The sequence below is a fragment of the Kribbella sp. NPDC051620 genome (genome assembly GCF_044453825.1).
Lineage (GTDB): Bacteria > Actinomycetota > Actinomycetes > Propionibacteriales > Kribbellaceae > Kribbella.
This window is the reverse complement of sequence record NZ_JBITDB010000011.1, coordinates 111,735-123,872: the sequence shown is the minus strand read 5'-3', so window position 1 is coordinate 123,872 and position 12,138 is coordinate 111,735. Positions and strand designations below refer to the sequence as shown.

10 protein-coding genes are annotated in these 12,138 nt (G+C 67.4%); 5 read left to right on the top strand and 5 right to left on the bottom strand.

Annotated elements, in window-relative coordinates; translation table 11 throughout:
* The first annotated feature begins 8 nt into the window (after positions 1-8).
* The 5 genes from ACIA12_RS39665 to ACIA12_RS39645 all read left to right on the top strand — a co-directional run bounded on the left by ACIA12_RS39665 (position 9) and on the right by ACIA12_RS39645 (position 5,105).
* Positions 9-698: a pentapeptide repeat-containing protein gene (locus tag ACIA12_RS39665; RefSeq protein ID WP_396372623.1), complete on the top strand. Its 690-nt coding sequence runs from the start codon at positions 9-11 to the stop codon at positions 696-698.
* An 85-nt stretch (positions 699-783) separates the two neighbouring features.
* Positions 784-2,088: an MFS transporter gene (locus ACIA12_RS39660; RefSeq protein WP_396372622.1), complete on the top strand. Its 1,305-nt coding sequence runs from the start codon at positions 784-786 to the stop codon at positions 2,086-2,088.
* A gap of 4 nt (positions 2,089-2,092) precedes the next feature.
* The gene (locus tag ACIA12_RS39655) at positions 2,093-2,746 is read left to right on the top strand and encodes a response regulator transcription factor (RefSeq protein ID WP_396372621.1); all 654 of its coding nucleotides are present in this window, start codon (positions 2,093-2,095) and stop codon (positions 2,744-2,746) included.
* On the top strand, positions 2,743-4,107 hold the full coding sequence (locus ACIA12_RS39650) for a sensor histidine kinase (RefSeq protein WP_396372620.1): 1,365 nt from the start codon (positions 2,743-2,745) through the stop codon (positions 4,105-4,107). The genes ACIA12_RS39655 and ACIA12_RS39650 overlap by 4 nt, the downstream gene beginning before the upstream one ends.
* Positions 4,108-4,187: 80 nt before the next feature.
* Positions 4,188-5,105: a TAXI family TRAP transporter solute-binding subunit gene (locus ACIA12_RS39645; protein WP_396372619.1), complete on the top strand. Its 918-nt coding sequence runs from the start codon at positions 4,188-4,190 to the stop codon at positions 5,103-5,105.
* On the opposite strand, the gene ACIA12_RS39640 is transcribed toward ACIA12_RS39645, so the two are convergent.
* From ACIA12_RS39640 to ACIA12_RS39620, 5 genes are all read right to left on the bottom strand, one after another.
* The gene (locus ACIA12_RS39640) at positions 5,106-8,639 is read right to left on the bottom strand and encodes a discoidin domain-containing protein (protein ID WP_396372618.1); all 3,534 of its coding nucleotides are present in this window, start codon (positions 8,637-8,639) and stop codon (positions 5,106-5,108) included.
* Positions 8,640-8,734: 95 nt separating this feature from the next.
* A complete protein-coding gene (locus tag ACIA12_RS39635; protein WP_396372617.1) occupies positions 8,735-9,721 on the bottom strand; it encodes a LuxR C-terminal-related transcriptional regulator in 987 nt (328 codons plus the stop codon).
* Positions 9,722-9,850: 129 nt separating this feature from the next.
* The gene (locus tag ACIA12_RS39630) at positions 9,851-10,261 is read right to left on the bottom strand and encodes a hypothetical protein (RefSeq protein ID WP_396372616.1); all 411 of its coding nucleotides are present in this window, start codon (positions 10,259-10,261) and stop codon (positions 9,851-9,853) included.
* 383 nt (positions 10,262-10,644) lie between these two features.
* On the bottom strand, positions 10,645-11,571 hold the full coding sequence (locus ACIA12_RS39625; protein WP_396372615.1) for a hypothetical protein: 927 nt from the start codon (positions 11,569-11,571) through the stop codon (positions 10,645-10,647).
* Positions 11,572-11,629: 58 nt separating this feature from the next.
* Positions 11,630-12,136 carry a nucleotide exchange factor GrpE gene (locus ACIA12_RS39620; RefSeq protein ID WP_396372614.1) on the bottom strand — a complete coding sequence of 169 codons (507 nt, stop codon included), beginning with the start codon at positions 12,134-12,136 and terminating at the stop codon, positions 11,630-11,632.
* Between the last annotated feature and the right edge of the window lie 2 nt (positions 12,137-12,138).

Sequence of the window (12,138 nt, the reverse complement as noted above, 5' to 3'; positions counted from 1 at the left end):
TGACGGACATGCCTCCTCCTCATCGCAAACCCCCGACCAAGCTCGCCACTCCCCGGTTGCGGACGCAGCTTGACGACTGGGCGCCGGCCGCGATCGGCGACGAGGACCGGCTCACCGATCTCGCCCTAACCGACCAGGACCTCGGCGGGCTGCTCGCGGAGCACGTCGAGCTCAGCGGCTGCCGGCTGACCAGGGTCAATCTCGGCGGCTCGGACCTCGACAAGCTGATCCTGGTCGACCTCGAGCTCGACCACTGCGATCTCGCCAACGCACGCTGGGCCGACGCATCCGGCACGCGGCTGGCGATCACGTCGTCGCGGCTGACCGGATTCGCCGGTCCGGGGATGGGCCTGCAACACGTGACCGTGCGGGATTCCGTGCTGGACTTCAGCTCGTTCCGGTTCGCCAAGTTCGTCAGAGTCGAGTTCACCGACTGCCGCTTGCAGAGCGCCGATTTCGTCTCGGCCGACCTGACCGGCACGGTGTTCCGCCGCTGCGACCTGACGTCGGTCGAGTTCTCCCAGGTGACCGCCACCGGCGCCGTCTTCATCGACTGCACCTGGGACGGCACCCGCGGCATCGGCAGCCTGGCCGGCGCCACGATCGCCAACTCCTCGCCGATCGACACCCTCGCCGTGACCGTCGCGATGGCCACCGCCCTGGGCATCACGCTCGGCGACCCGGAGGACCACTCTTAAGGCGAGTTAAGGATGCCGCCGGTGATCTTGTCGCCACCGTCCGCCACTCGGACAGTTGCGGGCACAAGGACACCTGGAGGCAATCGTGGATTCACGACGAGTGGTCAGCAACATCTTCAAAGGCTCGATGGGCAACCTGGTCGAGTGGTACGACTGGTACGTCTACACCGCCTTCGCGATTTACTTCGCACCCGTCTTCTTCCCCTCCGGCAGCCAGACCGGCCAGCTGCTCAACACCGCGGGCGTCTTCGCGGTCGGCTTCCTGATGCGCCCGGTCGGCAGTTTCCTGCTCGGCCGGTACGCCGACCGGCATGGCAGACGAGCCGCCCTGACTCTCTCGGTGACCCTGATGGCCACCGGGTCCCTTGTGATCGCGTGCACCCCTGGCCACGCGACCATCGGCATCGCCGCACCCGTGTTGCTGGTGACAGCGCGGTTGCTGCAGGGCCTGTCGGTCGGCGGCGAGTACGGCACCTCCGCGACGTACATGTCCGAGGTTGCCTCGGAAGGTCGTCGCGGCTTCTTCTCCAGCTTCCAGTACGTCACCCTGGCGGCTGGGCAGTTGGTGGCTCTTGCAGTACAGATCCTGTTGCAGCAGACGCTGTCCAAGAGCGCGCTGGCCGAGTGGGGCTGGCGGATCCCGTTCGTGATCGGGGCCGTTGCCGCGGTGATCGTGTTCTGGTTGCGGCGATCGATGGACGAGTCGGCCGAGTTCGAGGCGCAGCCCGCGTCGCGGCGGTTCCGGCAGGGCTCGCTGGCTGAGCTGGCCAAGCACCCGCGCGCGGTCCTCACGGTGGTCGGCCTCACGCTCGGCGGCACGGTCGCGTTCTACACCTTCACGACGTACCTGCAGAAGTTCATGGTCAACACGACCGGCATCCAGAAGACGACGGTCACCTGGATCAACTTCTTCGCGCTGCTGCTCTTCGTCTGCCTGCAGCCGCTGGGCGGAATGCTGTCCGACCGGATCGGCCGGCGGCCGTTGCTGATCTTCTTCGGCGTCGGTACCACCGTGCTGACCGTTCCGTTGCTGACGGCGCTGGAGGACGCGACCCCGTTCCGCGCGTTCCTGCTGATGCTCGCCGGGCTCGTCGTGGTCACCGGGTACACCTCGATCAACGCGATCGTGAAGGCCGAGTTGTTCCCGACCAGCATCCGGGCGCTCGGGGTCGGGATGCCGTACGGCGTCACGGTGGCGGTGTTCGGCGGGACCGCGGAGTACGTCGCACTCTGGCTCAAGAACGCCGGCCACGAATCGGCCTTCTACTACTACGTCTCCGGCTGCGCGGCGGTCAGCCTGATCGTCTACCTGACCATGTCGGAGACGCGCGGGAAGGCGCTGAGCAGTGCTCGTCCGGTACGCCGTGAGCGGACCACAACGGCACAATGACGCAATGCGCACTCTCATCGCGGAGGACGACAAGCTGGTCGGCCGGGCGCTCCGGGACGTCCTGAGCGCCAACGGGCACACCGTCACGCTGGTCGACTGCGGGGCAGACGTTCTGCTCCGGCACGCCGAGGCCCAGGTCATCCTGCTCGACCTGGGTCTCCCGGACATGGACGGCCTGGAGGTACTGCGCAAGCTCCGCCGGGTCGACGACGTGGTGGTGATCGTGCTGACCGCTCGGGACGACGAGCGCTCGGTGGTACTTGCGCTGCGGCTCGGCGCGGACGACTACCTGACCAAGCCGGTCCGGCTGGCCGAACTGCTGGCGCGGATCGAGGCGTCGGTACGCCGGTCCCGGCGGGCTGAGCTCGACGACAACGGGTACGAGTCGGGCGGGCTGCGGATCGACTTCGGGCTGCGGCAGGTTGTTGTCGATGGCGTTGTGCTGCATCTGACGCCGTTGGAGTTCGACTTGCTCGCAGTACTGGCTCGCCGGGCCGGTACCGCGGTGAGCCGGGAGGTGATCCAGGACGAGATCTGGGGCGACGCGTTCCTGACCAAGTCGAAGGCGCTCGACGTCCATCTGCACCAGTTGCGGATGAAGCTCGGGAAGCCGGTCATCACCACCATCCGGGGCTTCGGCTATCGGCTGGCCCCATGAGGGCGCGGTTGATGAGTGTGCTGGCGGTCGTGTCGTTCGTGCTGCTGGCGGCCTTGGTACTGCCGTTCCTCTTCGCTGTCTCCGATGCGCAGACCCAACGGCTGCAGCTGACCCGGAGTGCTGCACTGGATCGGTTTGCGGGGCTGGCCGACCGGGCCGACTACAGCTCGGTCCGGATCGAGGCCGAGCGGCATCAGGAACTGTATGGCGAGTCGGTATTGGTGATTGATGCCTCCGGCAACGTCGTCGTCGCGACCGGCGGGCTCAGCCAGTCGTCGCCCGGCGTCGGCGCGATTGCCGATCTGGCCGCGCGGGATCTTCCTCAGCTGAGCATCGACGCCCTCCGACCGTGGAGCTCCGCGCATCCGCTGATCGCGACGCCGGTCGGCTCACCCCATGAACCCGAAGGCGCGGTCGTGCTCGCGGTCGACGCTTCGCGGGCGGTCGGCTCCGTACGCCGGCTATGGCTGGCGATCTGCCTGGCTGCCTTCGCTGCCGCACTACTACTGCTGTTCATGGCTTCCCGCGCCGCTCGCTGGGTGATCCGCCCGGTCAAGCAACTCGAAGATGCCGTCGTCGAGCTGGGTCGGTCAGCCACGTGGAATCAGTCACTGGAGGCGAGCGGCCCACCCGAGTTGCGCCGTCTCGCCCAGGCGGTGGAGGTGATGGGAGCAACCGTCCAACGCTCGATCGACGTCCAACGCCAGATGGTCGCCGATTCCTCCCACCAACTCCGCAACCCACTGGCCTCGATCCGGCTACGCATCGACGGCCTGGCCCCAGAACTCCGCGACCCCGCCAGCCCCGCCTTCCTCCACCTCCAAGACGACCTGGAACGCCTCGAAGACGTACTCACCGACCTACTGAAACTAGCCGCCCTGGAGAGCCGCGTCACCGACGGCCTGCCGCTCTCAGACGAGTCCTGTGTCGTCGCTGCCGTACTGGCCGAGGAACTCGAGATCTGGCGCCCCACAGCCGTATCAGCAGGCGTGACGCTGACCCTGCAAGTCGAAGACGAACTGGTCGCGGCCGCCGCCGAGCACGATCTGCGCCAACTCGTCGGCGGCCTCCTAGACAACGCAATCAAGTACGCAGGCAACTCGGCGACCGTAGTACTTGCCGCCACCCGGGTGCCTGATGGGCTGGAGATCCAAGTGTCAGACGACGGCCCAGGCCTACCAACCGAACAGCTAGACCTAGCCACCCGCCGCTTCTGGCGAGGAACCGCCTCCACCCTAGGCACCGGCCTAGGCCTAGCAATAGCCGAACAAACCGCCCTCGCAGTGGGCGGCAACCTCACCCTGTCCCCCACCACGCCCCACGGCCTGACCGCCACCATCCACCTGCCAGAGGCACCATGAAGCGCGCCGACAGCAAACCCGCCCCCGAGCCGAGCTCCCCAGGTCCGCAAAGCCGACCTCCACAGAACCCACCTCCGTCGATGCACTCCCGCCGCACCGTTCTTGCGGCCCTGGCCAGCTCGACCACAGCGTTAGTACTGGCCGCCTGTACCAAAGGTGAGGATGGGAGTGATCGGCTCACCATCGCGGCGGGTGAGCCTGGTGGGTTCTACTTGGAGTTTGCTCAGCTGTTGGCGGCTCAGCTCAATCTGGCTGGGGTTGCCAAGGAGGTTGTTGTGTTGCCGACCCTTGGGAGCAAGGACAATCTGCGGTTGCTCGGTGAGCTCAAGACGGATCTCGCGTTGAGTCTGGCCGACGCGGTCTCGCCGAGTCCGCAGGTTAAGGCGTTGGGGCGGGTTTACGAGAACTATCTGCAGTGCGTGGTGCGGGCGGACAGTTCGTACAAGACGCTCGCCGACCTCGCCGGTACGAGGATTTCCGCAGGCGCCGCCGGATCGGGCGCGGCATTGACGGCCGCCCGCATCCTCACCACCGTCGGCGTCGACTGCACGGTGGACCATCTGTTACTCGAGCAGGCCACCAAGTCGCTGGAGGCGCGAGGGATCGCCGCGATGTTCTGGTCGGGTGGCGTTCCGACTTCCACCCTCGACAAGCTCAGCCAGCGCGTCCCCCTCCGGCTGATCCCGCTCGACGGCCCGCTTCCGGCACTCCGGCGTACCTACGGTCCCGTGTACCAAGACGTGCGAGTACCGGCCGGTGTGTACCGCGGGACGGCGCCGGTGAAGGTCGTCGGCATCCCCAACCTCCTCCTCTGCCGCCCCGACCTGCCGGCCACGACAGCGCGCCGGATCGTCGAGACCCTCGTCCGGCGCGCCAGCAACCTCGTACCACCGTCGGCCGTCGGGGCGCAGTTCCTCAACCTGCAGTCGCTGGTTGTCAGCGCCCCGATCGACCTCCATGCCGGCGCCATCCAGCAGTACCGGCGGATGTACGGATGATCAGCTGTTGTACGGCTCCACCAGCAGCTTCAGGCTGGACGTCGTGTCAGCCGTGACCGTCACCGTGCGCGACTCGCCGGGCAGCAACCAGAAGTAGTTGTCGGAGTACAGCGCTGGCAACACCCGCTCGTTGTTGCGATCACGCAGCGAGAGACGGGTCAACGCGGCCACCGACTGGCCGGTGTTGCGGATGGTCGCGGTGAGCTTCCCCTTGCCGGCGGTGCTGTTGACGCTCAACTTCGCCTTCGCCAAAGCGTTTATCGCCTGGACGTCGGCAGCCTCGCGATACCGCCAATAGGTGTTCTCGGACAACAGCTTGCCCTGGGCATCGGTCAGCTTGAGCCGCAGCAGGTGGAGAGCCGGCAGATCAGCCGAGTTCGGCACGGCGAAGGAGTCGGTCTTGCCGGATGCGCCGACACTCACCGCCTGCTGCTGGGTCGGCTTGAGCCTTGCGCCCTTCAGGTCATACAGATCCGCCGTGATGGTTGCCGTCAGCACCTTCGTAGTGTGGTTGATCGCGACGATCTTCCAGTCGTTCTGGTTCGCCTGGACATGGATCGCCTCGCAGCCCTTGCGAGCACCGTAGTAGCTGCCGTTCACGTCGAGGTCGTAGTCGTACGTCTGCCAGACCGTGCTGTGCCAGGCCGGGTGCGACATCCACAGCAGCAACGCCGACGCGTCCTCCCACAGATTCGCGTTCCAGGCCTCGAACATCGCCCGCATGTTCTCGTAGTTGACGAACTGCGCCTTGCGGGTGAACTCGGCCAGCCCGCTCGACGAGCCGAGCCGGTCGTCGATCGCGCCCAGGTAGGTCTCCGGGTGCTGGTTGCCGTTCGTCGACCAGTCGTGGTGGTACCACGGCGTACCGATCGGCCAGCCCGGGTCACCCTTGCCGACCAGGTTCTGCATCGACTCGATCACCGGGATGGTCGGCATCCCGATCTCGGTGTGGAAGCCGAAGTTGAAGGTGTCGTAGGTGTTCTCGTCGAAGTACTTCGCGGGGTCGACCCAGTAGTACGGGCCATGGCCGGAGACGAATCCCGCCGCCGAGTCCGGCAGGTAGAGGATCTCGCCGTCCTCCTCGGCCGCCGCGTCGATCAGCCCCTGGTTGATGCCGCCGGGCGGGTGCTGTTCGTTGGCGCCGCACCAGATCACGATGCTGGGATGCGTCCGGTACCGGACGATCGTGTCGCGGGCGATCTCGACGTACCCGGGCAGGTTGTCGGAGAACTCGCCGGCCTCCCAGAAGTCGTTCCAGACCAGGATGCCGTTCTCGTCGCAGGCCTGGTAGAACTCCTCCCGAGTGCTCGAGCCGATCCAGTTGCGGATCATGGTGAAGTTCATGTCCCGGTGCATGCCGATCAGCGCGCGCATCTTCGCCGGCGAGACGCGGCGGAGCAGTTCGTCGTACCCCCAGTTGCCACCGCGGCAGAAGATCTGGACGCCGTTGACGCTGATCTTCAGCGGTACCGGCGCGTTGCTGACGTCCTTGACGTCGGTCCAGTTCTGGCCGTCGTCGGACACCTGGACGGCAAACGTCAGCGCGTACGCCGTCTCCCACAGCAGCTCGACCTGGTCGAAGGTCTTCGCCTCACCGAGGTCGATCTGGACCCATTCGTTGTCGTTGTACTGCGACGACCAGCGGCTGCGGTCGTTGCCGTCGTTCACGTTCGTGGCCGGACTGCCGTCGTCGGACGAGGCTGTCGCCGTGCCGGCGCGCGCCAGGTCCGTCGCGGCGTTCGCCGAGTCCTTGATCGCCAGTGTCCACAGGGAGAAGCCCCAGCCGGTAGCACGACGGCGGCCCTGGATGCGGAGGTACCGCTTGGTCTGCTTGGCGAACTGGACTGCCTGAGCCGCGCTGTTGGTGGCCGGGTCGATCTTGATCGGCAGGTCGTAGCTGTAGCCGAACTCGCGGATGCCGAAGGTCGTCGTCCGGCTGTCGCTGACCTTGCCGCCGATCGCGGCGCTGAAGGTCAGGGTGTGCAGGTCCGGCGCGCCGTAGCCGTTCGGCCACCAGAGCTTGGGGTTCGTGACGGTGACCGCGTCGAAGGCGACGTTGCTTTGCTCGCCACCTTTGAGGGTGACGGTCTTGGTCAGGGTGTTGCCGTCGAAGACCGCCTTCACCGTGACGGTCCGGTCCGCGGTCGCCGCGTTGCGGACCGGGATGGTGACGGCGACGCTCGCCTTGCTCGTGTCGGGCACCTTGCTGACGACGCGTGCGTCGCCCAGTACCGCGTCGCCGGTCGAGCGCAGGCGGACATGGTTCCAGATGCCGGCCGCGCGGTCCCGTACTGCGGGCATCCAGTCCCACCCAGATGCCGAGAGCAACGTCGGCGAGTCCTGCCAGAGCTTGCCCGACTGCACGAACGCGTTGCCCTTGTCGCCCTTGTCACCTGGCGATCCGGGGTGCGGCATCGGCGTGATCTTGACCGCGAGCGCGTTCTTCGCCGTCAACGCCTGCGTGATCTCGAACGACGCCCTCGCGAACGGCGACTTCAGAGTCCCGACCTGTACGCCGTTGAGCCACGCATCGGCCTGGTGGTTGACCCCGTCGAACTCGAGCCAGATCCGGCGACCCGCGCTGGTGTCGAGGCCCTTGGGGAGGTCGAAGGCGCGTCGGTACCACCACGCGTGGCGGCTGAGGGCCTCGGGGATCTCCAGGTTGTTCATGCCCTCGGCGGGCTCGGGGAAGTGACCCTGCTCGACGAGGGTTGCGAGGACAGTGCCGGGGACGACCGCCGGCAGCCAGGTTGAGGTGTCCTGAGATGGGCTCGAGAGGGCGGCGCCATCGGTAGTACCGGCGAAGTCGTCCATGGTGAGGGTCCAGCCGTCTTCGACCGGGACTGTGCCGTCGGGTGCCTTGACCAGGGCGGGTACGGTGCCGTGGTGGGTGCCCCAGGAGGTCCAGCCGGTTGCCGCGGGGCGGGTGCCTTGGGCTGTGCCGTAGACCTGGAAGCCGTTGAGGCCGAGCGGGTTGCCGTTGGCCTGCTTGGTGCCGGTCAGGCGGACGTACCGGGCAGTGGTCGCGGTGTCGAGGGTGATGTCGACTACGCCGCCGGGGCTGTTGGTCGCCTGGTGGACCGTGCGCCAGGAGCTGCCGTCGGTCGAGACGTCGATGCGGAAGTTCGCCGGCGAGCTGGAGAGGATCTCCTGGCCCTGGGTCTGGCCGTAGGGGTTGCCGCCGGACAGGTCGAAGGTAGGGTCACCAGCCTTGCCTTCGAACGTCAGCGTGAGTGCCTCGACGCGGCACTTGGCCTGCAGGTCGACCGTGATCCACTGCGGATCGGTGGTCGCGGCGCGCCAGCCGGAGCCTCGTACGCCGGTCTGCGCGAGGTTGTCGACGGCGAACTGCGGTGGGGTGGCGGCGTACGCGGTGGAAGATGCGGTCACCGGGCGGTAGAGCGCGAGGTCGGTCCGGGTGGCCGCTTGAGCGGCGAAGGCCTCGGTGGGCAGGGCCGAACTCAGCGTGATACCGGCGAGCACTCCGCCGGTCGATGCGAGGAAGGTCCGGCGGGACAGCGGATCGGACGGCACGTTGTGACTCCCAAGGGCGGCGGGTTTATTTCGTAATTAACGCAGATCCGCCGACTTACTTCAATCCCTCAATTTATAGCGTTCCAGCTGTGCCGCTAGCGGGCGAGGTACTTGCGGACGTCGTCTGCGACCTGGGCGCGGTGGACCATGCCGTACTTCTTCAGGATCGCGCTGAGGTGGGTCTTGACCGTGTTGAGGCTGATGCCGAGCTCGGCCGCGAGCTGGTCGTTGTCGAAGCCCTCGACCAGGAGCACCGCCACGCCCTGCTGGGCCTTGGTCAGGCTGGCGTAGCGGCGTTCGGGTCCCTGGTCGGTGTCGAGCATCATCTCCATCAGCTCCGACTGGATCTGCTCGGTCGCGCGAACCAGCCGGTTGAGGTGCCCTTGGACGGCCGCGCCCGACGCGTCCGGTTCGGCCATCGCCTCGACGGCGATCGCCCGCAGGGAGGCGATCTGGTGACCGAGGTACTCCATCACCCGGTCCGACGTCAGCAGGTTCTGCCCTTCGTCGCCGGCCGGCAACCGGCGCAGCGCCTCGGCATCCTCGCCTTCCCGGGTCAGCACCCGCGCCACGAATCCGGCCAGCCACTCGAACGCGCGAACCGCGTTGTCGTCATAGCTGTCCGGCTCGTAGCTGTGCATCGACAACATGCCGAACAACCGATCGGAGCCGCCCTCGCCGGCCCGGAAGATCGGCACCGTGACGGCATCGGCCGACTTCCGGGTGACATCGCCGAACTGGACGCCGGAGCGCAGTACGGCACCGTTGTCATAGGCGAGCCGGTAGGTCTGCCGATGCTTCAGCAGCCACGCGGTCTGGCCGTTGGGCCCGAAGTTGTGGGTGTCCGGATCGAGGTAGGTGCCGGAGTCGTAGCCGTAGGGGTACCGGACCCGATTCGTACCGTGCAGGAACCCCACGTAGAAGGTGTCCACCCGGGCGATCTTGGCGCAGACCGCCCGCACGTAGTCGTACAGACCGTAGTGGTCGCCCCGGTAGAGCGACTGGATCTTGTGGTACGCCTCGCGCAGGATGATCGCCGTCTCGGCGTCCACCCGCAGCGGAGCAGGCTTGTCGGAATTCACCGGCCGCCGTCCCCCTAGCTAGTCCTGCCTTGCAAGCAGGACTATGCCGTCGTCACGCTCGGTTGCCAAGGGCTCGGCCGGTAGCGAGGCGGATGCCAATAGCTGCAAGTGACGACGATGCGAGGTGGATCAGCTCAGTGTGCCGACCAGGTCGCGCACGTTCGCGACCGTCGTCTCACCTCGCCCCGAAGCCAGCCTGGTGAGTGCCGCGACCAGCTCGGCGTCGCACTCCGCGACCCTCACCGTCCCGTCGGCAGCGACTACTTTGAGTTCTCCGTGGGCCAGCGCCCGGCTCCGGTGAATCGGCCGCACCGCACCCACCCGCAGGTCGAACACCAGGCCGCCGCGCCGGCGCTCGACCTCCGCCCGCACCTGCCTGACCGCTCCACGCTCGCCGGTCACGAGTACCGAAGCCATCACCGGCCGGATCCCGCGAAACGGCGGCACTTCAGCCGTCCGCGCCCCGACCCGTTCGGCGGTCTCCCGGATCGCCTGCAGATCAACGGGATCGATCACCAGCACTTCACGAACGGCCTCCACCGTTTCTCCTTCTCAGCCAGGACCGTTCGCGTGAACGCGGGGGTGGCGACCTCTGCGACCGGTTGGATGCGGACCGCCAGATGTACCGCCCCCAGTACACCCGGCGATCGATCGTCTGGAGTTCACCACCTGGTTGAACTCAACCGACCCTTGCGACGCATCCCCAACCTGGAGCCCTGCAACTCCCCGGTCGCCCGTCCACCACCACCCACGCCCACAGTTCCGAGACCGGCCCGAGCGCCCGGACCACCTGTCCCCAGTGCCCCCACCGGAACAAGCAACCCTGAACCACCCGAACCATCGGCCTCTTCCATCCCCCCAAGGAGAACAATGTCACTCTCCGCACTCCCCGCCCATCGCCCGCAGGATGATCTCCCGCTCAACTACGTCTCACCCCACGGGTGAGACGCCACCGGCTGGTCCTGATCGGTACTCGGTGCCAGCAGATCGTCCATCACCTCCCCCACGTCGCACTCGGCCCGGTGCCCCAGCACCTCGTCGGCCGATCGGTCCAGGGCCTCCTGCGCTGACGATCCCTCCTGCAGCAGCGACCAGAACCTGGTTCGCAACGCGGCGACCGAGACGACGTCGACCGGGTCGACCGCGGCGGCGGTCAGCTCACGCTGATGGTCCTCGGTCAGCGGCCCGGTGAAAGTCAGCAGCGGCTGGCGGATCGCCTCGTCGACCCATCGGCGCCCGGCGACCTGCTCCGCGGTGACGAGCACCAGGGCGATGTCGGCCGACACCTCGGCCCGGGTCGCAGCCGCTCCGATCACCCGCAGCCCGCCGTCGACCGCACTCTTCTCACCAGCCCAGACATCGACCGGCCAGACCGCGCTGCGCCGGTCGTCGCGACAGGCGTAGCCGCGCATCATCCGGAACAGCATCCGCAGCCAGTGCCGCTGGTGCTCGCCTACGCCCTTGGCGTCCAGCGCGACGTTGATCCGGGCCGCGATGCCGTCGTTGCGGGTCGGCTTGGCCGGCAGGCCCCGGCGTACGCGGCCGTCGCGTTCGTAGTCGGCCACCTGCGACGACACGATCGTCCGGGCGTAGCCCAGCCGGTCCTTGACCGGTGACATCGATTCCCGACGGTCCCCCAACCGCTGGACCGCCCGCACGTAGACCTCGTGCATGATGCCCAGGCAACCGTCGTCGCGGCAGAGTTGGTGGACCCTGCCCTCGTTCTCCGCGTACGGAACTCCGCGGGTCGGGCAGTGCGCGTGCCCCACCGCCACGTGCGCTCGACGCCGAAGCTTGGCGGTCCCGTACCAGACCAGCTCGGCCAGTCGATCGTCAACACCTGCTGACATTTTTCAATCCCCCCTGTTGCGAACCCTTCGCCGTCCCCTCCGAACGGCACCCAGCTCATCAGCTTGTTGTGTGGTCCTCCCTCACACCTGCGGTCTCCGGTGCACAGTTTGTTGCCGACAGCAACTGACCGACGGTGACCTCGGCGGGACGCAGTACCGTCCCGTCGAGCAGGTAGCCGGGCCTCAGCTCCGCCGCGACCACACCGTCGCCGGCCGGGTCGGTGACCTCGAGCCGGCCGACCGCGTGATGGAACCGCGGGTCGAACGGCAGGCCGGCCGTCGGACCCAGCGGAAGGACGCCGCACCGGGTCAGGATCTCGGCCAGCTCGTCCCGGACCGAGGCGAGTGGCGCCTCGGCGTCGATGCGGTCCAGCACCAGCGCCAGCTGGCGTAGTACCGGTGTCAGCATCGCCGTCGCCGCTCGGCGGTCGGCGTTGTCGAGACGCTTGGAGAGCTCGTCGACGACCTGTTGCTGAGCCTTGTCGTTCAGCAGCCGCCGGTGGAACAGGTCCCGCAGAGCAGCCAACTCCTCGGTCAGGCCCTGAATGCTCGTGCTGGATTCCATCC

Excerpts from the sequence above, each read along its gene's own strand:
- ACIA12_RS39665 (WP_396372623.1), top strand. The coding sequence starts at position 9 with ATGCCTCCTCCTCATCGCAAACCCCCGACCAAGCTCGCCACTCCCCGG.
- ACIA12_RS39655 (WP_396372621.1), top strand. The coding sequence starts at position 2,093 with ATGCGCACTCTCATCGCGGAGGACGACAAGCTGGTCGGCCGGGCGCTC.
- ACIA12_RS39650 (WP_396372620.1), top strand. The coding sequence starts at position 2,743 with ATGAGGGCGCGGTTGATGAGTGTGCTGGCGGTCGTGTCGTTCGTGCTG.
- ACIA12_RS39645 (WP_396372619.1), top strand. The coding sequence starts at position 4,188 with ATGCACTCCCGCCGCACCGTTCTTGCGGCCCTGGCCAGCTCGACCACA.
- ACIA12_RS39625 (WP_396372615.1), bottom strand. The coding sequence starts at position 11,571 with ATGTCAGCAGGTGTTGACGATCGACTGGCCGAGCTGGTCTGGTACGGG.
- ACIA12_RS39620 (WP_396372614.1), bottom strand. The coding sequence starts at position 12,136 with ATGGAATCCAGCACGAGCATTCAGGGCCTGACCGAGGAGTTGGCTGCT.